At 65.5% G+C, this 20,270-nt stretch carries 19 protein-coding genes and 2 tRNA genes; 11 read left to right on the plus strand and 10 right to left on the minus strand.

Annotated features, from left to right (window positions below):
* Window positions 1-38 precede the first annotated feature (38 nt).
* From NLM25_RS28865 to NLM25_RS28875, 3 genes are all read left to right on the plus strand, one after another.
* Entirely contained in the window at window positions 39-446 is a 408-nt protein-coding gene (locus NLM25_RS28865) for a carboxymuconolactone decarboxylase family protein (protein ID WP_254120908.1), read from the plus strand.
* Window positions 447-529: 83 nt separating this feature from the next.
* Window positions 530-1,288, plus strand: coding sequence for a proteasome-type protease (locus tag NLM25_RS28870; protein WP_254120914.1), 759 nt, complete (start codon window positions 530-532; stop codon window positions 1,286-1,288).
* Between the two features lie 24 nt (window positions 1,289-1,312).
* Window positions 1,313-2,071 (plus strand): SDR family oxidoreductase, encoded by a 759-nt coding sequence (locus NLM25_RS28875; RefSeq protein ID WP_211385151.1) that lies wholly within the window; start codon window positions 1,313-1,315, stop codon window positions 2,069-2,071.
* Window positions 2,072-2,132: 61 nt separating this feature from the next.
* Here the strand turns inward: NLM25_RS28875 and NLM25_RS28880 are convergent, their stop codons facing one another.
* Complete coding sequence (locus tag NLM25_RS28880) at window positions 2,133-3,371, minus strand: MFS transporter (RefSeq protein ID WP_254139250.1); 1,239 nt, start codon at window positions 3,369-3,371, stop codon at window positions 2,133-2,135.
* 159 nt (window positions 3,372-3,530) lie between these two features.
* Between NLM25_RS28880 and NLM25_RS28885 the strand changes: the two genes are divergently transcribed.
* Window positions 3,531-4,781, plus strand: a complete 1,251-nt coding sequence (locus NLM25_RS28885) for a NupC/NupG family nucleoside CNT transporter (RefSeq protein ID WP_254139251.1) — start codon at window positions 3,531-3,533, stop codon at window positions 4,779-4,781.
* A 124-nt stretch (window positions 4,782-4,905) separates the two neighbouring features.
* Here the strand turns inward: NLM25_RS28885 and NLM25_RS28890 are convergent, their stop codons facing one another.
* Both NLM25_RS28890 and NLM25_RS28895 read right to left on the minus strand, forming a co-directional pair.
* Window positions 4,906-5,445: a cupin domain-containing protein gene (locus NLM25_RS28890; protein WP_254139252.1), complete on the minus strand. Its 540-nt coding sequence runs from the start codon at window positions 5,443-5,445 to the stop codon at window positions 4,906-4,908.
* Window positions 5,446-5,623: 178 nt separating this feature from the next.
* Complete coding sequence (locus NLM25_RS28895) at window positions 5,624-5,911, minus strand: usg protein (protein ID WP_254120922.1); 288 nt, start codon at window positions 5,909-5,911, stop codon at window positions 5,624-5,626.
* A 379-nt stretch (window positions 5,912-6,290) separates the two neighbouring features.
* Between NLM25_RS28895 and NLM25_RS28900 the strand changes: the two genes are divergently transcribed.
* Window positions 6,291-6,605 carry a co-chaperone GroES gene (locus NLM25_RS28900; protein ID WP_008139213.1) on the plus strand — a complete coding sequence of 105 codons (315 nt, stop codon included), beginning with the start codon at window positions 6,291-6,293 and terminating at the stop codon, window positions 6,603-6,605.
* 45 nt (window positions 6,606-6,650) lie between these two features.
* Window positions 6,651-8,291: a chaperonin GroEL gene (groL, locus tag NLM25_RS28905; RefSeq protein WP_254120924.1), complete on the plus strand. Its 1,641-nt coding sequence runs from the start codon at window positions 6,651-6,653 to the stop codon at window positions 8,289-8,291.
* A 136-nt stretch (window positions 8,292-8,427) separates the two neighbouring features.
* On the opposite strand, the gene lepB is transcribed toward groL, so the two are convergent.
* The 5 genes from lepB to NLM25_RS28930 all read right to left on the minus strand — a co-directional run bounded on the left by lepB (window position 8,428) and on the right by NLM25_RS28930 (window position 11,997).
* Window positions 8,428-9,186: a signal peptidase I gene (lepB, locus tag NLM25_RS28910; protein ID WP_254120925.1), complete on the minus strand. Its 759-nt coding sequence runs from the start codon at window positions 9,184-9,186 to the stop codon at window positions 8,428-8,430.
* A 155-nt stretch (window positions 9,187-9,341) separates the two neighbouring features.
* Window positions 9,342-10,493, minus strand: coding sequence for a slipin family protein (locus NLM25_RS28915; protein ID WP_254139253.1), 1,152 nt, complete (start codon window positions 10,491-10,493; stop codon window positions 9,342-9,344).
* A 335-nt stretch (window positions 10,494-10,828) separates the two neighbouring features.
* A tRNA-Asn gene (locus tag NLM25_RS28920) sits at window positions 10,829-10,894 on the minus strand.
* A 4-nt stretch (window positions 10,895-10,898) separates the two neighbouring features.
* Window positions 10,899-10,969 (minus strand) — tRNA-Ser (locus tag NLM25_RS28925).
* 194 nt (window positions 10,970-11,163) lie between these two features.
* A complete protein-coding gene (locus NLM25_RS28930) occupies window positions 11,164-11,997 on the minus strand; it encodes a LysR family transcriptional regulator (protein ID WP_254139254.1) in 834 nt (277 codons plus the stop codon).
* Between the two features lie 127 nt (window positions 11,998-12,124).
* Between NLM25_RS28930 and NLM25_RS28935 the strand changes: the two genes are divergently transcribed.
* The 3 genes from NLM25_RS28935 (at window position 12,125) to NLM25_RS28945 (ending at window position 14,271) form a co-directional block, all read left to right on the plus strand.
* Window positions 12,125-12,718, plus strand: coding sequence for a cysteine hydrolase family protein (locus tag NLM25_RS28935; RefSeq protein WP_254139255.1), 594 nt, complete (start codon window positions 12,125-12,127; stop codon window positions 12,716-12,718).
* A 12-nt stretch (window positions 12,719-12,730) separates the two neighbouring features.
* The gene (locus NLM25_RS28940; protein WP_254139256.1) at window positions 12,731-13,369 is read left to right on the plus strand and encodes a glutathione binding-like protein; all 639 of its coding nucleotides are present in this window, start codon (window positions 12,731-12,733) and stop codon (window positions 13,367-13,369) included.
* A 77-nt stretch (window positions 13,370-13,446) separates the two neighbouring features.
* A complete protein-coding gene (locus tag NLM25_RS28945; protein ID WP_254139257.1) occupies window positions 13,447-14,271 on the plus strand; it encodes an SDR family NAD(P)-dependent oxidoreductase in 825 nt (274 codons plus the stop codon).
* A 75-nt stretch (window positions 14,272-14,346) separates the two neighbouring features.
* Here NLM25_RS28945 and NLM25_RS28950 read toward each other — a convergent pair whose 3' ends face one another.
* Complete coding sequence (locus NLM25_RS28950) at window positions 14,347-15,432, minus strand: DUF2778 domain-containing protein (protein WP_254120932.1); 1,086 nt, start codon at window positions 15,430-15,432, stop codon at window positions 14,347-14,349.
* A 665-nt stretch (window positions 15,433-16,097) separates the two neighbouring features.
* Here NLM25_RS28950 and NLM25_RS28955 point away from each other — a divergent pair.
* Complete coding sequence (locus tag NLM25_RS28955; protein WP_254139258.1) at window positions 16,098-16,622, plus strand: FecR domain-containing protein; 525 nt, start codon at window positions 16,098-16,100, stop codon at window positions 16,620-16,622.
* Between the two features lie 61 nt (window positions 16,623-16,683).
* A complete protein-coding gene (locus NLM25_RS28960) occupies window positions 16,684-18,573 on the plus strand; it encodes a CHASE2 domain-containing protein (protein WP_254139259.1) in 1,890 nt (629 codons plus the stop codon).
* A 190-nt stretch (window positions 18,574-18,763) separates the two neighbouring features.
* On the opposite strand, the gene NLM25_RS28965 is transcribed toward NLM25_RS28960, so the two are convergent.
* Window positions 18,764-20,266, minus strand: coding sequence for a glycosyltransferase family 39 protein (locus NLM25_RS28965; protein WP_254139260.1), 1,503 nt, complete (start codon window positions 20,264-20,266; stop codon window positions 18,764-18,766).
* Window positions 20,267-20,270: the final 4 nt, after the last annotated feature.

Raw genomic sequence — 20,270 nt, forward strand, 5'->3', positions numbered from 1 at the left:
TACACTCGCGGGATCAGATTTGATCCCGCGAGGCCCCCATGGCGACCGTAAAGCTGCTGTCCGACGATGAGCTCTCCCCTGAAGCGCGCGCCGTTTTCGACGACATCCGCAAGGTGCGGAAGTCGGACTTCGTCAACAATTTCTGGCGCGCGCTGGCGCATGATCCGAAGACGCTGCGGCGGACCTGGGAAAGCATCAAGGAGGTGATGGCTCCCGGCGCGCTCGATCCCAAGGTCAAGGAAATGCTCTATGTCGCGGTTTCGATCGCGCATGGCTGCAGCTACTGCATCCATTCCCACACCGCCGGCGCACGGGCCAAGGGCATGACCGAGGCCGAATATGGCGAGTTGCTCGCCATCGTCGGCATGGCCGCGGAGACGAACCGGCTGGTCACGGCGCTCGGCGTTCCCGTCGACGAGGCGTTTCTGGTCGATGCGGCTGACTGAGGTCCCGCCCCCGGGGAATCGGGGGTTGGAGCGGCCCCCGAAATTGGCTAGTAATTCCGCGCAAACGCGTTCGGGGACTGGAAATGACCTATTGTTGCGGAATTCTGGTTCGGGACGGGCTCGTCATGATCGCCGACACCCGCACCAATGCCGGCCTCGACAATGTCTCGACCTTCCGCAAGCTCCATATCTTCTCCAAGCCCGGCGACCGCATCATGGCGATCGCCAGCGCCGGCAACCTCGCCATCAGCCAGTCGGTGCTGTCGACGCTGACCGAAGGCCTGGAAGACCCCAACACGGGCGAGCTCGAGACGCTGATGAACGCGCCGACCATGTTCCAGGCCGCCCAGCGCATCGGCCGGGCGATCCGCGCGGTGCACGCCACCGAAGGTCCGGCGCTGCGATCCGAAGACGTCTCCTTCGACGTCTCGTTCCTGTTCGGCGGCCAGATCAAGGGCGCCCGGATGCGCCTGTTCATGGTCTACACCGCAGGCAATTTCATCGAGTGCACCACCGACACCCCTTACCTGCAGATCGGCGAGCACAAATACGGCAAGCCGGTGCTCGACCGTGCCATGCATTACGACGTCGAGCTCTACGAGGCGCTGAAGACCGGCCTGATCTCGATGGACTCGACCATGCGCTCCAATCTCGGCGTCGGCCTGCCGATCGACGTGCTGGTGGTGCGCGCCGACGCCTGCGATGCCGATCTCAACCACCGCATCGAGGCGGGCGAGCCCTATTTCCACGACCTGCGCTCGCGCTGGTCGGCAGCACTGCGCGCGGCGCACCAGAACATTCCGCGGCCGCCCTACAAGAACGAAAAAGAACCCAAAACCTGACAGCAAGAGAAAAGGCAGGAAACGATGAGTGAAGCAAAAAAGATCGCAGTGGTGACGGGCGCCGGCACCGGTGTCGGGCGCGCGGCATCGCTGGCGCTGATGAACACCGGCTTCACCGTGGTGCTGGTCGGGCGCCGCCTCGACATGCTCGAGGAGACCGCCAAGCTCGGCCCCGCCGGCAAGAGCCTGTGCGTCACCGCCGACATGACCAAGCCGGATTCGATTGCCGCGCTGTTCGACAAGGTGAAGGCGACCTATGGCCGCCTCGACGTGCTCTTCAACAATGCCGGCATGGGCGCGCCGGCCGTCAACTTCGAGGACCTCAGCCTCGAGCAGTGGCAGGCGGTGGTGAACACCAACCTCACCGGCCCCTTCCTGTGCACCCAGCACGCCTTCCGCATCATGAAGGACCAGAGCCCGCGCGGCGGCCGCATCATCAACAATGGCTCGATCTCGGCGCATGCGCCGCGGCCGTTCTCGGCGGCCTACACCTCGACCAAGCACGCCATCACGGGCCTCACCAAGGCCTCTAACCTCGACGGCCGCATGTACGACATCGCGGTCGGCCAGGTCGACATCGGCAATGCCGCGACCCCGATGACCGACCGCATGGTCAACGGCCCCGGCGTGCTGCAGCCCGATGGCACCACCAAGCACGAGCCGCGCATGGATGCGAAAGCGGTCGGCGATGCCGTCGCCTACATGGCCGGCCTGCCGCTCGATGCCAACGTGCTGACCATGACGGTCATGGCGACCAAGATGCCGTTCGTCGGCCGGGGCTGAACAAAAAACGCGGCGCGTGACAGCCTCTCCCCGCAAGCGGGGAGAGGCAAAGAAGAGCTCCTTACTCCAGGCTCTCCACCTGCCGCAGGCTCGGAAACAGCTTCATCCACAGCAGCGCCACCGCGACGGTGCAGACGCCGCCGAGGACTGCGGCAGGCATGGCACCGAGCAGCGCGGCCGCGACGCCGCTCTCGAACTGGCCGAGCTGGTTCGAGGCGTTGATGAAGAGGAAATTCACTGCGCCGACCCGGCCGCGCATCTCGTCGGGCGTGGCGAGCTGCACCAGCGAGAAGCGGATCACGACACTGATCGTATCGGCCGCGCCGAGCACGGCAAGCGCGAGCACCGACAGCCACATCCAGGACGACAGCGCGAACACGACCGTGGCAACGCCGAACACGATCACGGCCTGGAACATGCGCAGGCCCACATGCCGCGAGATGGCGTGACGCGCCAGCACCATGGTCATCAACAACGCACCGACCGCGGGCGCGGCGCGCAGCACGCCGAGCCCGACCGGGCCGGTCTGGAGGATGTCGCGGGCATAGATCGGCAGCAGCGCGGTGACGCCGCCGAACAGCACCGCGAACAGATCGAGCGAGATGGTGCCGAGGATCGCCGGGTTGCGGCGGATGAAGCGGACGCCGGCAAAGATGTTGTCCGAGCCCGTCCCCTCCTTGGCGACCGCCTGCGGGCGCGGCCGGATGAAGCCGGTCAGGATCATCCCGAAAATCCAGAACAGCACCATCACGGCATAGGCCAGATGCGGCGCGATCGCGTACGCGAAGCCGCCGAGCGCCGGGCCGGTGATGGTCGCGACCTGCCCCGCGCCGCTCGCGACGGCCGTGGCGCGCTGGAGCGATCCCTGCGGCGCGATCAGCGGCAGCAGCGCCGCCGTGGTCGGGCTCTCGAACGCGCCGGCGATGCCGAGCACGAAGGTTGCGATGAAGATCTGCACCTCGCTGACCGCGCCGAGATAGGTGATGATTGCGAGATAGAGCGCGGTCGCGGCTTCTACGAGCTGGCAGAGCTGGACCACGCGCTTGCGCTCAAAGCGGTCGGCGGCGTGGCCGGCGACGAACACGAGCAGCGCGGTGGGCAGGAATTGCACGAGGCCGACCATGCCGAGGTCGAAGGCCGAGCCGGTGAGATCATAGATCTGCCAGCCGATCGCGACCGCCGCGATCTGGCTGGAGAAGCGCGACAGGCTGCGCGAGAGCAGGAAGAACAGGAAGGCGCGGTGGGCGAGGAGCGCACGGGCACTGACCGGCGGACTGGTTGATGTTGGCTGCTCTGGCATCGCCTCTTGGGTCACCCCGGACCGTCCGCCCCCTGATATCGACGTGCCCTCGCGTGACTGAGGCGGACCTGCTTGTCAACAGCGGGACCTTTCCCGCATGTCCCGGCATTGCCTTTGCAACGCGGGCGCGGCCATAATCATTGGGGCTTTGGGGACATCATGCTGCGCTTGCAATCGGCACTCGGCATTTTCGCATTGCTGTTGATAGCCTTCGCGCTGGCGGAGAATCGGCGCGCCGTCTCGCTGCGGCAGGCGGCGATCGGCCTCGTCGCGACCTTCGTCACCGCGGCCGTCCTCCTGAAAGTGCCCGTCGTCGCACGAGCTTTTGGGGCGATCAACGACGCGGTCGGCGCGATCTCCGCGGCCTCGCGCGCCGGCTCCTCCTTCGTGTTCGGCTATATCGGGGGCGGTCCCCTGCCCTTCGACGCGAAGGTGCCTGGCGCCGATTTCATCCTGGCGTTCCAGGCGCTGCCGATCGTGCTGGTCATGAGCGTGCTGACGACGCTGCTGTTCTATTGGCGCGTGCTGCCGCCGGTCGTGCGCGGCATGGCGTGGCTGCTCGAACGGACGCTGGGGGTCGGCGGCGCGGTCGGGCTCTCGACCGCCGCCAACATCTTCCTCGGCATGGTCGAGGCGCCGCTGTTCGTGCGGCCGTATCTTAAGCAGATGACGCGCAGCGAATTATTCCTGGTGATGACCGGCGGCATGGCCGGCATCGCCGGCACGGTGCTGGTGCTCTATGCGACGCTCCTTGCTCCGCTCATTCCTGACGCCGCCGCGCATTTCGTCATCGCCTCCGTGCTGGGCGCGCCGGCCGCGATCCTCGTCAGCCTGATCATGGTGCCGGAGACATCCGACAAGCGCACCGGCGGCGCGCTGGAAGATCCCGAGATGGAGGTCGCCAGCACGATGGATGCGATCGTGAAGGGGACGAGTGCGGGGATCGAACTGCTGATCAACATCGTCGCTATGCTGCTGGTGCTGGTGGCGCTGGTCTATCTCGTCAACGCCATGCTGGGCCTGCTGCCCGATATCGGCGGCGCCGCGATCTCGTTGCAGCGCCTGCTCGGCCTCGTGATGGCGCCGGTGTGCTGGCTGATGGGGCTGCCCTGGGACCAGGCCGTGACGGCCGGCAGCCTGATGGGCACCAAGACCGTGCTCAACGAGCTGATCGCCTATGTCGACTTCTCGAAGCTGTCGTCCGACGCGCTCGATCCGCGCTCGCGCCTGATCATGCTCTACGCGATGTGCGGCTTCGCCAATTTCGCCAGCCTCGGCATCATGATCGGCGGCCTGGGTGTGATGGCGCCGGGGCGCCGCGAGGAGATCAACGCGCTCGGATTGAAGTCGATCGTGTCGGGGACGCTGACGACGTGCCTGATGGGGGCGGTGGTGGGGGTGTTGGCGTAGCGACGGTCCCGTAGCCCGGATGAGCGCAGCGATATTCGGGACCAGCTTCGCCGCGGAGAGACTTTCCCGGATATCGCTGCGCTCATCCGGGCTACGAAGCACCCCGTCATTGCGAGCGGAGCAACTACGCCTTCAGCTCCACCGTCTTGAACTCCGCCGGCAAAATCACCTCCAGCAGCTCGACGTCATCCGAGTAATCCAAAATCATGTGCTTGATTTTCGGCGGCTGGGTCCAGGCGCTACCTTCCTTCATCAGCGTTTCGCCCTGGCCATCCATGTAGGTCTTCACCCAGCCCTTGAGCACGTAGACCATCTGGAATTCGACGTCGTGGAAGTGCAGCTTCGACACTTCGGCGGGATCGCAGGGGCCTTGCAGGCGGATGACGTGCGCTTGCGCGAGGCCGTGACTGGCTTCGGCAATGCCGAGGTCGCGGTACTTGGCGTAGGCGCGCAGGCCGTCGGCCTTGAAATCTTCCTCGCGGTGATGGCTGATGGCGATGCGCTGTCTGGGACGTGCGGGCTTTTTCGCGGAGGACTTGGCAGGCGTCGTGTGCGCCTTCGCCTTGACGGCCTTGCGCGCGGATGATCTCGCGGGAGCCTTGGCTCCGCTCCGCTTCTTCACCGCGGCCTGGGCTGCGCTGCGCGATTTTGCTTTCTTGGCCATGGGCCGCCTCCCGTTGTTGTTATGGGCGGAGGCTAGCACAGAATGCGAAATTGTAGGGTGGATTAGCCGAAGGCGTAATCCACCACTTCTCTTTCGACGCGTGGAGAGCAAAGAGGTGGATTACGCCGGCGACCGCGCTTCGCGCAGCCGCCGGCTAATCCACCCTACGCATCCCCTCTCAATGCAGCCGGAACACGCCGTCCACCGCGCGCAGCTCGGCCGGCCTGATCAGCTTGGAATGCGCCACGGTCACCGAATGGAGCGGACCGTCGAGCCTCTCCTGCCAGAACGCCAGGAAATCCTTCAGCGCCGGAAATTTTGGAAACATGTCGTAGTTCTGCCAGACGTAAGTCTGGAGCAGCGAGGGATGATCCGGCATCCGATAGAGAATTTGCGCGGTCGTCAGCCCGTAACCCAAAAGCTGTTTCCGGAAGTCCTCGGAAACGCCCCCACTCCGCAAGCCCATGCCAACCTCCTTTGCAGGAGCGCATTCAAGGGGCGGCTAGTCGGTGTGCGCCTTTACGAGCCACCCGGTACTGATGCGCTCACATGAGAGAAATGTGACGCAAACTGACAACCCATCTCAAGCCCAAAAGTTTAACAAGCTGTTGAAATTCAATGCTTTAGCAGCAGACATGGCTCCGTGCTAATACGGTCCCGGCGCCGGTTAACGATGGTTAGGAGATTCTGGCAGGGAGGCCTTCTGAGCGCCAAATTTTCTGCTAGAAGCCCTTGCCCCCGCAAAATTCCTGTCCTATTTCAACCTCGCCTGTGCTAGCACTCGCGGGCATCGATTGCTAACAATCTGAAAATCATCAACTCGTGCAAATGCTTAGGAGAGCTGCATGAAATTCCGTCCGCTTCACGACCGCGTCGTGGTCAAGCGTATCGACGCAGAAGAGAAGACCGCCGGCGGCATCATCATCCCCGACACTGCCAAGGAAAAGCCCTCCCAGGGTGAAGTCGTCGCCGTCGGCCCGGGTGGCCGCGACGAAGCCGGCAAGCTGATCCCGATCGACCTGAAGGTCGGCGACCGTGTGCTGTTCGGCAAGTGGTCGGGCACCGAGGTCAAGATCGACAACGTCGATCTGCTGATCATGAAGGAAAGCGACATCATGGGCGTCCTCGACGTCCCCGCTTCCAAGAAGAAGGCGGCCTAAGAGCCCCTCTCTCCCTCCAGTCAAACACCTCAAGGAAAATTTCAGATGGCAGCCAAAGAAGTCAAATTCTCGGTTGAAGCGCGCGACAAGATGCTGCGCGGCGTCGACGTTCTCGCCAACGCGGTGAAGGTCACGCTCGGTCCGAAGGGCCGCAACGTCGTGCTCGACAAGTCGTTCGGCGCTCCCCGCATCACCAAGGACGGCGTCACCGTCGCCAAGGAGATCGAGCTCGACGACAAGTTCGAGAACATGGGCGCCCAGATGGTGCGCGAAGTCGCCTCCAAGTCCGCTGACGCGGCCGGCGACGGCACCACCACCGCCACCGTGCTCGCCCAGGCGATCGTGAAGGAAGGCGCCAAGTCGGTCGCCGCCGGCATGAACCCGATGGACCTCAAGCGCGGTATCGACCTCGCGGTCGAAGCCGTCGTTGCGGACCTCCAAAAGAACTCCAAGAAGGTCACCTCGAACGACGAGATCGCCCAGGTCGGCACCATCTCGGCCAACGGTGACGCGGAGATCGGCAAGTTCCTCGCCGACGCCATGAAGAAGGTCGGCAACGAGGGTGTCATCACCGTCGAGGAAGCCAAGTCGCTCGAGACCGAGCTCGACGTCGTCGAGGGCATGCAGTTCGACCGCGGCTACATCTCGCCCTACTTCGTCACCAACGCCGACAAGATGCGCGTTGAAATGGACGACGCCTACATCCTCATCAACGAGAAGAAGCTCTCCTCGCTGAACGAGCTGCTCCCGCTGCTCGAGGCCGTGGTGCAGACCGGCAAGCCGCTGGTCATCGTCGCCGAGGACGTCGAAGGCGAAGCCCTCGCCACCCTGGTCGTGAACCGCCTCCGTGGCGGCCTGAAGGTCGCGGCCGTCAAGGCTCCGGGCTTCGGCGATCGCCGCAAGGCCATGCTGCAGGACATCGCGATCCTGACCGGCGGCCAGGCGATCTCGGAAGATCTCGGCATCAAGCTCGAGAACGTCACGCTCAACATGCTCGGTCGCGCCAAGAAGGTGATGATCGACAAGGAGAACACCACGATCGTCAACGGCGCCGGCAAGAAGGCCGACATCGAGGCGCGCGTGGCCCAGATCAAGGCGCAGATCGAGGAGACCACCTCGGACTACGACCGTGAGAAGCTCCAGGAGCGTCTTGCCAAGCTCGCGGGCGGCGTCGCGGTGATCCGCGTCGGCGGCGCGACCGAGGTCGAGGTGAAGGAGCGCAAGGATCGCGTTGATGACGCGATGCATGCGACCCGCGCGGCTGTCGAGGAAGGCATCGTCCCGGGCGGCGGCGTCGCCCTGCTCCGTGCTTCCGAGCAGCTCAAGGGCCTGCGCACCAAGAACGACGACCAGAAGACCGGCGTCGAGATCGTGCGCAAGGCGCTGTCGGCTCCCGCTCGCCAGATCGCGATCAACGCCGGTGAAGACGGCTCGGTGATCGTCGGCAAGGTGCTGGAGAACAAGGCGTACGCCTACGGCTTCGACTCCCAGACCGGCGAATACGCCGACCTCGTCAAGAAGGGCATCATCGACCCGACCAAGGTGGTCCGTACCGCGATCCAGAACGCAGCCTCGGTTGCGGCCCTGCTGATCACCACGGAAGCCATGGTCGCCGAGCTGCCCAAGAAGGGCGGCGCCGGTCCGGCGATGCCCCCCGGCGGCGGCATGGGCGGCATGGACTTCTAAGGTCCAACCACCTCAAGACCTACGAAACCCCGGCAGCGATGCCGGGGTTTTTGTTTGGGCACGCTCTATCCCCAGTCCTTCCGGGGCGCGCCCTCTTGGGCGCGAGCCCGGAATGACGGGTGGAGAGACTAAAGCCTCACCGCACCTTCCCCATCCGCTCGAAGCGCGGCTCGCCGTCATCGTCGAGCGACCAGATGATCCGCGTCACTCGGCCTACGAGATTGTCCATGGGGATGAAGCCGATCGTCGCCATCACGCGGCTGTCGGTGGAGTTGTCGCGATTGTCGCCGAGCACGAAGAAGTGGCCCGGCGGGACCGTGTAGACGTTGGTGTTGTCGTAATAGCCGTTCTCGATGCAGTCGTAGGTGGTGTAGGACGGGCCGTGGGGCCTACTGTTCGGCAGCGTCTCAAGCCAGCTTTTGGCCTTCGCGTCGTCGGTGCCGCAGGCGGCTTCGCCGTCCACCTCTTTCAGCGGCACGCGATTCACCGGCTTGTCGTTGAGGACAAGTTGCCCCTGCCGCATCTGGATGCGGTCGCCGGGCAGTCCGACCACGCGCTTGACGTAATCGACCGATGTGTCCTTGGGCGTCCGGAATACCACGACGTCCCCACGCTCGGGCTCCGCGGCGAAGACGCGGTGCGTGATCAGCGAGGATGCGAACGGAAACGAATAGGGTCCGTATCCATAAGCGAACTTCGAGGCGAAGACATAGTCGCCGATCATCAGCGTCGGTGCCATCGAACCCGAAGGGATGTTGAACGGCTGGTACAGGAAGAAGCGAAACAGGAACGGCGGCGACCACAGCACCGGGATCAACAGGATCAGGACGACGATCGCCTTCCATTCCCGCGATTGCGCCTTCGACGGCCGGATGGTTTGCGAGAGAGCGGTCATGCGCCTGCCTTGATCGAGACTGTTCGCGAGATTACGCAACCGTCGCGCGCCTGCAATCCCGCTCAGTTATCTTGGTCGCACCGGCACGCTCACGCGTTCACGCCAAATGAACACGACAGACATGTGAAGGGCCGCCCGTGGGCGGCCCTTCCGCTTCATGCGCTCTCGGGCGCCTTCAGGCGCACGAGCCGGGTCAGGAGAGCATCGAGGCCCTCGCCGTTGCCGGCGTGAAGATCGATGCGGCCGACCTTCTCGACCAGCCGCTCCAGCGACTCCAGCTCCTTGAGCCGCAGCAGCAGAGGGTTCTCCTCCATCAGGCGTGCGGTGTTCAGGAGCGAACGCGTCGCCGCGGTCTCCTCCTGCCGGCGGATCAGGTTCGCCTTGGCGACCCGCTCCGCCTCGACCACCTTGTTCACCAGTTCCCGGATCTCGCCGGGCAGGATCACATCCTTGACGCCGAGCTCGGTCACCTCCACGCCGGACTCCGCGACGCGTGCCCGCACATAGTCGCGCAGCTCCGCGTCCAGCGCCGCCTTCGCGGACAGCACCTCGTCCAGCGTCCGACCGGCGACCGCTTCGCGGATCGCGAACTGCACCAGCCGGTACAGCCACGCATCCACGTCGGGCACGGTCGCCACCGTCCGCTCGGGATCGACCACCCGGCGGAACGCCGTCAGCGTCACCCGCAGCGCGATGCGATCCCTGGTCAGCATCTCCTGCGCAGTGATCTCGACCGCCTGGGGCCGCAGGTCGAGGCGCTTCACCTCGATCTTGCGGCCGACGGTCCAGAAAGCGTGCCGGCCGGGCGCGAGCCGCTGCACCAGCCGGCCCTCGACATAGAGCAGGCCGGCCTCGTGGTTCTCGACCACCGTCTCGCTCACGACGGTCGAGCGGCTCCGCTCGATCATGGTCAGGTGCCGCGCATCGACCCGGGGATCGCTGGACACATCGATGCGCTCGACATCGATGCGGGTCGCGACCTTCCAGTAGACGCGGATCTGCCAGGGCGTCATCAGATGCACGGGCCGGCCGTCGAGGCTGACGATGGCGACCTCGTCCGCCTTGGTCTCGACCGCCTCGAACAGCTCGGCGGCGAGATCAGGCCGCGCGGCCTTCAGCACCGCGTAGCGATCCGCGGGGAATTCGGTCCCCACGACGTTGTACACGGTGGCCGTCAACTCGTTGCGCAGATCGAACAGGCGATGCCGCCCAGGCGCGAGCACACGCTCAAGCTGGCCGTTTCGCGTGAGTAGCGCGCGCTCACCGTCCTTCACGGTGACCGTGGTCGTCAGCAAGTGCCAGGTCATGACACGCCTCCATCGTTTGCGCCCGGCCGGATGCCGGACAACAGGTTTCGTTTGCAAAGGACGTGAGGACGCGGACGACGCTTCCTGAAAAATCGGCGGGCCGTGGCTTGAGCTTGCACGATGACGGGCGCACGCGCGCGATCGCCCGACACGCGTCGGGCGTTCGCACGAAGCCACCCGGCATCAGCGCAAGCGGTATCCACCGCGGCACGGAGCCGGTTTCACAGTGTCGTTGTTCGGTCGGAAGCCTTTTTGGGCAAAACGGCCGGACGGCGACTGAAGCGCGCGTCCGGTCCTCGTCAGAGGTATCAGCTTTTCAGGCTGAAACGGAGCGCTGGAGCGGGATTCGAACCCGCGTCACGATGAGTAACAGTCATCTGCTCTACCAAACTGAGCTATCCTTTGTGCAAGAGACCGGAATCGAACCGATGCCTTCGGGTGTTCAAGCCCGACGCTCTCCATGAGCTACGTCCTGCGTTTCTGCTTCATTCGGCGGAACACGAAACCGCAGAGCGGCCCGCGCCAGTCGGGATCTCAGAGAGCCCGAACCCATGGCCTAGCGAAGGAGCGGGCTAATAGACGAAGCACGTTCGGGTTGCAAGAGGGGAGTGCAAGATTTTTTCGTCACGCGCCTTTCGCTGTGACGCGATCGTCACACCGCAGCAACGCCTCAACTGCGCGACATGTCCTGAAAACACGCCCTCACCCAGTCGATCGTCACGCGCGTTGCGGCGTCGCGCTTGAGGTGATTTTGCACGAGCAGCCAGACGTCGCGCCGTTTCGGCAGCAGCGTCGCGCGCAGGCGACGATCGCCGAGCAGATCCGCGCAAACATACTCCGGCAGCACGCCTGCGGCCTGATACGAGAGGATCAGGCTGCGGATGACGCGAACGTTGTCGGTGACGCAGCGCGAGCGGGCTTGCTTCGTGCGCAGGAATTGCATCTCGGGAATGGCACCGAGTTCGTCCGGATAGGCGCACAGCATCGGCTCGGCGTCCCTCGCAACAGGCTCGAAATAGTAGATGCGGGTCTCACCGAGCTTTGAGATCGCGAAGTCGCCCTTGTCGGGCTTGCGCAGCCGGATGGCGAGGTCGGCTTCCCAGCGCGAGAACTTGACGTTCTCGCTCGAGGTGAGGAATTGCAGCGTCAGGCCGGGATTGGCGCGCAGGAAATTGCTCGCGCGCGGCGACAGCACCTCCTCGGCGACCGTGTTGGTGGAGGCGATGCGCAGGCGTCCCACCGGACCTGCCAGACTCTCGCCGACGCGGCCGATCTCGGCGGCATGCGCCGCCATCGCCTCGACATGCGCCAGCACCGCTTCGCATTGCCGTGTCGGCTTGCGGACGCCGTCGGCGGCCTCGAACAGACGCAGGCCGAGCGCACGCTCGATGCGCGACAGCCTGCGCCCGACCGTCGTCTCGTCGATGCGCAGCCGCGCGCTGGCGCCGGCGTAAGTGCCCTCGTCCCTGACGGCAGCGATGATGCGCAGATCGTCCCAGTTCATCGCTCGAGGTTATATCGGCCGGGCGCAGCCTGCAATATCGCAGCCACCAGCTGCAATATCCCTGCATATCGGCAGGTGCTCATGGGGCTATGCTCGTCGTGCCTTTTGCCCCGGAGATTTCCAGACCATGACGACCGCAAAGACCCTGCTGCAGCTTGCCGGTGCCGACCTCAACCCGCCGCGACTTGGCAACGCCGCACTGGTGCTGATCGACATCCAGAACGAATATCTCACAGGCCCCCTCGCCTTGCCCGACGCCAGGCCCGCGATCGCGCGGGCAGCTGCGCTGCTGGCGCGGGCCCGAGAGAGCGGAGCCGCGATCATCCATATCGCCCACCGCGGCAAGGCGGGCAGTCTGTTCGATCGCGCCGCCGAGCGGGGCGCCATTGTCGCTGAGCTCACGCCCCGTGCCGGCGAGCTGGTGATCGAAAAAGAGCTGCCCAATGCGTTTGCCGGCACCGATCTCAAGGCGCGCCTTGACGCGACCGACCGCAAGAACATCGTGCTGGCCGGCTTCATGACACATATGTGCGTCAGCTCCACGGCGCGCGCCGCGCTCGACCTCGGCTTTCGCACGACGATCGACGCCGATTCCTGCGCCACGCGCGACCTGCCCGACGGACGCGGCGGCACGCTGGACGCCCGGGCCATCCACGAGGTTGCGCTCGCCGAGCTATCCGACCGCTTCGCGATCATCGCGCGCGGCGATGCGCTGACATAGCGGGGCAACGCGATGCTGCAGCTCTATTTCTCGCCGATGGCCTGCTCGCTTGCGAGCCGCATCGCGCTGATGGAAGCCGGCCTCGATGCGCGCTATCATCTGGTGCATCTCGCGACCAAGACAGTCGCGGACGACGACAGCGATTTTCGCGGCATTTCGTCGAAGAGCGCTGTGCCGGTCCTCGTGCTGGACAACGGCGAGCGGCTGACGGAAAGCGCAGCGGTGCTGCAATACATCGCCGACCTGAAGCCCGAGCGCGGCCTTGCGCCGCCGCCCGGCGATCCCGATCGCTACCGCCTGCAGGAATGGCTGAGCTTCATCGGCACCGAGATCCACAAGGCCTTCCTGTTTCCGACCTTCTGGTACAAGGACGATGCCTCGCTCGCCAAACCGCGCGCAAGGATCGCACAGACGTTGTCGGTGCCAGCAGCGCATCTGACGGACCGTGAATTCCTCGTGGGCCAACGCTTCACCGTTGCGGACGCACATCTCGCCTGGGCTTTGCTGCTGCTCCGTGCCGCAGGTGTCGACGTCGCGCAATGGCCGTCGCTCGCTTCCTATCTCGAACGCATGCAGGCGCGCCCCACAGTGAGAGAAGCGATCGCGACCGAGATGGCGCTGCGCAAGGCCATGGCCGCAAGCGCGGCATGAAGGGATCACTGGTACAGGTGATGCCGAATGGGTTAGATCTTGTGACCGACTGAACTTTCAAAAACGGGAACAAGATCATGACATCGCATGACACGGCGAAGCTTCTGGCAGGCAAGGTTGCGCTGGTGACGGGCGCGGGGCGCGGGCTCGGCCGCGCCTTTGCGGAGAAGCTCGCCGCGCTCGGTGCCGATGTCGCCATCCACGGCATGCGCGAGAACGGGCCGGCGGAATATGGCGAGGGCACCACCCTCACCGCGGTGGCCGCGGAGATCGGCCAGCAGTTCGGTGTGCGCAGCCAGCGCGTGCTCGGCGATCTCACCAGGGGTGAGGACATCGCGCGCGTGATTGCGGAGACGGAAGCCGCGCTCGGCCCGATCGACATTCTCGTGCACAATGCCGGCGGCGATATCGCAGCCGCCGGCGGCAAACCCGACCCGAACGACGCGGTGCACATCAAGGAGGCCGATGTGCGCGCGGTGCTGGAGCGCAATCTGCTCTCGACCATCCTGACCTGCCAGGCGGTCGCAAAAGGCATGATGGAACGCAAGCGCGGCCGCATCGTCACGCTCGGCTCGGTCGCCGCCTTCAAGGGGCGCACCCAGGGCTCGATCTATGCGGTGTCGAAGGCCGGCGTCACCCACTACACGCGATGCCTGGCCGACCAGCTCCGCCCCTACGACATCGCCGTCAACTGCATCGCGCCCGGCGATACCCGCACCGGCCGCTTCCTCGGCACCCGCGCGGTGGACCCGGACCGGATGGTCGAGACCGGCACGCTCGACCGCATCGCGACCGTCGACGAGGTCGCCCGCGTCGTCGAATTCTTCGCAGGTCCCATGGGCGCCTTCGTCTCCGGCCAGGTGCTGCGGATCGACGGCGGCGGCCAGTGCTGGCCGGGCTGAAAACGCGCGAGCGAGGCACAAAAAGAAAAGGGCCGCTGCAAGCGGCCCTTTTGCATTATCCAGGATGAGCTGAGATCACTCGACCCGCGCCAGCACGGCGAGCTTGCGGATGCCCTTGTTGCGGTAGGCGTCGAGGAACGCGTAGTAGTCCTTGAACGACACGCAGCCGTTGGAATCGCCGTTCGGGCCGAGCATGAAGGTGTGGGCGAGCAGGCCGTCGCGGCCGTAGATCGCGCTCTCGCCGCCGATCGGGGTCAAGCGTAGCGCCGGCACGCCGTGGAACAGCGCCTCGCGCGGCTTCAGCGTATAGATATGCGGCGGCGTCACCCCGCGCATGCGGACCCGCGAGGAACGCGGATCGTCGAGATTGGAGCCGAGGCCGGAATGCGCCTCGAGCTTGGTGCCGTCGGGCAGGTAAACCGTCTTGGCGGTGATGTCATAGACCGCGGTGTCGCGTTCATAGGGCGCCGAACCGCCGAGCATCGGGTTCTGCTCCTTCGGCGCGATCGACGCGGTCACGCTGGCATCGGCGGAGGCGTAAGCGAGCAGCCCGCCGGACGGCTCACGCTTGCCCCAGAGCTTTTCGACCATCGACTGGCGCGGTCCGGTGATCGACATCACCGCGGCCTTGGCGCGATCGGCAAACGATTTTGGCTTTGCTTCGGGCGCCGGCACGATCTCGGCCGGATCGGCCGAGGCCAGCTGCACCGGCGCGTCGGCGCCGCGCTTGCCCCTGGCAGCATCCGCAACCTTCTCAGTGACCTTCGCCGCGGCAGGCTTCAGCACTTCCGCGACCTTCGCGATCACGCCTTGCTTCGGCGCGTCCTTGGCCACAGCAACCTGGGCTGCGGGTGCAGCGCTCGCCGCATTGGACGCCACGCCCTGCGTCGCAGCCGCGGCAAAGCGCTCGTTGAACATCTCGCGGGAGATCGGAGCGGCGACCTGCAACCGGTCGGGCAACAACGCAAAGGTTTCGTTGATGGCCTCGCCGGCCTCGCGCAGCGCCACCCTGGGCGCTCGCTTGATCACGGGCTCGTCGTAGCCAATGCTGCCGACGGTCGGATAGACGCTGGCGCCGAACACGTTGCTGTAGATGGTCCAGCCGGCGCCGATCACGGCGCAGCCGATCGCCGCGGCGCCAAGCCAATTGGTCGCAGTCATTTTCCGGGAAGGCTTCCGATATGAATTCTTGGACTTCCGTGCCGCGTTACTCTGCGCAGCGATACTCGTACTCATTCGCCTTGCGTCCAGGACGGTGTCACTCAGTCCCCCTTCGAAGTGCCGCTGGTCACGATCCGGGACCAGCATCTCGCAGGAGGTCGGAGCGTCATTAAGGCGACTTTTAGTTAAATGCGGATTAAGTTCGGGCGGATATGGGGCGGCGCGTTCACGCTGTCCCATTTCGAGAAAAAAGTCCGCAGAACTACGGACTTAGGCGGGTCTGTTAACTATAATTCTCGGCCGGATCGGAGCGGTCAGCGGACCTCACCGGCCGCCTTCCTAAACGCATCCAACCAAGTCCTTTTCGTGGTCATCAAATCGGCCCGACCATAGCGCCGGAGCGTTGCGCGGGGCTGGTGCGCGCAGGCCCTCCTTCCTCTCCCGCCACGCGCGCGTGTCGGCAGAACGGCGGAAGCAACTCGCCCATCGCGCATGGAGCGCTGACACCGCACGGCGCCGTGACTGAAAGTTGATCGCGCCCGTCTGGAAATGGCCGTGCCGAGAAAATAGCTGCAACCTCGGCACTTTTCAGCAGCCTCTGCGCGTGATACGGTACCGTATCAACATCGCCTTGAACTGTGCCGAGCACGCAAACGGAGGCTGGCATGAGAGGGTTCGCGCGCACAGGGTTTTTCGCCCTGGCGGGGTCGCTTCTGTTGATTGGATCTGCGACTGCGCAGCCTGCCACCAATGCGGGCTGCACGGCATCGCCATCGGCGGCCGGCACGCAGACCTGGCGCTGCGACAACGGCATCACCATCGTTGCGGAAAACGGCGCCAGATTTGAACTTAAGGACGCCAACCGCGACGGACATATAGACTCCGTGGAGTTGAGCAGCAAAGCGCTGCTGGTCGAGGTCCCCAGAAAGCCCGGCGGCAATCCCTTCAAGGTGCTGACGCCGCAGGCGATCGCCGCCGTGCGCGGGACGAAATGGGCGGTCGACGTCGCCGATGCAAAGACTTCGGTGTTCGTCGCCGACGGCCGCGTCGGCGTGACCCGCAGGAGCCGCGGGCGCGGCGTCGTTTTAGGTCCCGGCGAAGGCGTCGACGTGGAAGCGACCGGCCCTCTGAGCGTCAAGCAGTGGGGCAAGCCGCGCATCGACGCGCTGATGGCACGCCTCGGACAATGAGGCCGGGTCGATAAGGCTCAGCCAATGAGATTTGGACACAGGAAGATTGCAGACCGACCGCATGAGTAGCCGACGCGTTCAGATCCTGGTGGCACTCGTCCTCACCGCGCTGTGGGGCGCGGGCATCTATGCCGGCCACGCCAACGGTCATCTGCGCTTTCTCGATCGGCTCGAGGCGACGCTGACGGATTGGCGGACGCAAGTCCGCGGCGTGAAGGCTGCGCCCGATCTCGTCACCATCGTCGCGATCGACGACACCGTGGTGAAGCGCGGCGGCACCTATCCGCTGCCGCGCGCCGATCTCGCCCGCGTGGTCGACACCATCGTGCAGTTCAAGCCGAAAGTCGTCGCGATCGACCTGCTTCTGGTCGACCGCAGCGCCGCGATCGGCGACGCCACGCTGGCCAACACGCTCGCCACCGGTCCCATGGTGCTCGCCGCCGCGGCGATCTTCCCGTCTGCAAGCGAGACCGTGGAGCCGAGCAGCCAGGGCCCCCTCGCCGTTCTCCCGCAGGCCGAGCGCTTCCTGCTGCCGCTGCCGGCGTTCGCCGATCACGCCGAGGTCGGCGTCGTCAACGTCGCGACGGGACAATCGGGCTCGCCGCTCGCGGTGCCGATGCTGTTCCGGACGCGCGACAAGGTCGAGCTGTCATTTCCCCTGCGCGTTGCGACGCGCGCGCTCGACAAGCCGCTGACGATCGCGCCGGATCATCTCATGCTCGGCGACCGCGCGGTGCCGACCGACACTGACTTCGCGCTGCCGATCACCTATTACGGCCCGCGCCGCACCATCCGCACTGTCAGCGCCCAGAGCATCTTCGACGGCACGCTCAATCGCGCGGCGATCGAGAACCGGATCGTGGTGATCGGCGCTTCGGTCGCCGGCGGCGGCGACTTCTATCCGACGCCGTTCGATTCCCTGATGCCGGGAGTCGAGGTGGTCTCGACCGCAATCACCCATCTGGTCGCCGGCGACGGCATCGTGCGCGACCGCAAGGTCCACATCGCCGACGCGCTCACCGCAATCCTGCTGCCGATGCTGCTGGTGGGCCTGCTCGCCTGGCGGCGCAGCGCGCTCGGCATCACAGCGGCAGCCGCGGCGATGATTGCCTGGGCCGGCCTCAACCTGTTCGCGTTCACGCACGGCGTCTGGCTGAACGCCGCGACCACGCTCGCCGCAGCCGTGCCGCCGGTGGTAGTCTTTGCCGGCGTGCAATTGTGGGCGGGAGGCCGCCGCACGCAATATTTTGCCGCCAAGAGCCGGTCGCTCGCGCAATTCCAGGCGCCGGCCGTGCAGGAGTGGCTGGCGCGTGATCCGAATTTCCTGTCGAAACCGGTCCGGCAAGACGCCGCCGTCGTCTTCATCGATCTCTCGGGCTTCACGGCGCTGAGCGAACGGATCGATCCGGACGAGCTGCAGGACATTCTGAAGGCGTTCCACGTGCTGATCGACAAGACCGCGGTCGATTGCGGCGGCATGATCACCAGTTTTCTCGGCGACGGCGCGATGATCCTGTTCGGCCTGCCAAGTGCGATGCCCGACGATGCGGCGCGCGCGCTGAAATGTTCGATCGACCTGCACCGCGGCGCCGAGCGTTGGATCGCGTCACTGCCATCAGCGATCGGCGGCTGTCTCGGTTTCAAGATCGGAGCGCATTTCGGCCCGATCGTCGCCTCCCGTCTCGGCGAGAGCCACCAGCACATCACGGCAAACGGCGACACCGTCAACGTCGCCAGCCGGCTGATGGAGGTCGCCGCCCAGAACGATGCGCGGCTCGCACTGACCGATACGCTGCTGGATGCGGCCGACTTCCACGGCGCGCCCGACGGCGTTCTGTCAGGCCCCCTGCTCACGCAGGTCCGCGGCCGCTCCGGCGTCGTGACCGTGTGGTTCTGGCGCGATCAGGATGGGCCGGGCCAGGCGGCGACCAGGGCCGAGGTGATCGGCTAATAACCACCGCTGTTGCCCAACACACTGCTGTCGTCCCCGCGCACGCGGGGACCCATACCGCGTGATCTATCGATGAGCGCGGTGCCTGTACCGCGCGAAGACCTGCTCACGACCAGTCCTCGTCAAACCACTCCCTGGCGGTATGGGTCCCTGCGTTCGCAGGGACGACAGTAGAGGAAGGGACGCCGGGCTACCGCGCTTCCGGCGGCGGCGAGCGATCGAGCACGTCGCCCTTGGGGCCTTCGAGCAGATCGATGCCGTAGGTCTCGACCACGAGCGGGCCGCGCTTGCGCTGCAATTGCGCGACCTGTGTCACGCTGCCGAAGAGATCCTCGAGAGCCGGACGGCCGTCCGAGCGCAGCTCGTCGACATAGATCAGCTTGCCGGCAAGCAGCTTTGGATCGGGCTCGGGCATGTTGACCCAGCGAATGCGCTGGTTCTGCTGCAGCACGCAGGTGCCGCGCGGCAGGTAAAACGAGAGCCAGCCGGTCGTGCCGTAATCCGGCGCGAGCACGCAGCTCGCGCCATTGCGCGCGCGCACGGCTTCGATTTCGGCGGCGAGCTCGCGCCAGCCGACGCCAACGCTGCGCACGGTCGCATCGCGGCGATGGCCCGACAGCCAGCCGGTGTTGGCCTGCACGATCAGCGCGGCAAACATCACGATGCCGGTGGGCGCCGCCCAGCGCAGACAAAAATCGACCAGGCGGCGTGCGCGCGGCTGCCACTGCACGAGATTGGCGGCGGCGGCCGCGGCAACGATGAAGGGCGGATAGACCGGCGCGAACCAGTTGGCCTCGACGCGGGCATGCAGCGAATGCCAGACGAAATAGGCGACGATGGTCCAGAACATCGCCTCGATCAGCACGCGCGAGGCCAGCGCGCCGGCCCTGCGCCAGGTCAGCGCATGCAGACCCATCGCACCGAGAATGAAGACCAGCGGGGTCGCGAACGCGATCTGGGTCGGGATCAGCTCGGCGATGAAGACCGGACGGAAGTCTTCGATCTTGGCGCGGCCGAGCTGCTTTGCGAACGAGACCCATTGATGATCTGCGTTCCAGAGGATCACCGGTGAGAACAGCGCGAGGGCAACGAGGCCGCCGAGATACGGCCAGGGCGACAGAAACCAGTGCCGCAGCTTCGGCACGGAGGCGAGCCAGATCAGGATCGCGGCGCCGAAGAACATCGCCGTGTATTTCGATAGCAGCGCCGCGCCGACCGCCGCGCCGACTGCGAGCCACCAGACGCCGCGGCCGGTCTCCAGGACTTTTGCGAGAAAGAACAGCACGAAGCTGGAGGCGACCAGCAGCGGCGCATCCGGCGTCACGATCAGCGTGCCGACCGAGGCCATCATCGTCACGTTGAGCAGGATTGCGCTGGTCGCGGCCACCCGCGCACCGCCGAACAGGATCGCGGCGGAGCGATAGATCGCATAGCTCATCGGCAGCGCGAGCAGGATCGAGACCAGGCGGACGCCGAGCTCGGTGTCGCCGGCGATCATGGTGCCGGCGCGGATCACATAGGCGACCATCGGCGGATGGTCGTAATAGCCCCCGGCGAGGTTCTTCGACCACATCCAGTAATAGGCTTCGTCGAAGGTGATCGGCGTGAACGCGGCGGCGACCAGCCGCAATCCGACCAGCGCAAGAATCACCAGTACGGTGTTGCGGACGATCCGCGCGTCAGCCCCACCCATCCTG

Origin of the sequence: Bradyrhizobium sp. CCGB01, from assembly GCF_024199795.1 — a bacterium.
In the GTDB taxonomy this organism is placed as follows: domain Bacteria; phylum Pseudomonadota; class Alphaproteobacteria; order Rhizobiales; family Xanthobacteraceae; genus Bradyrhizobium.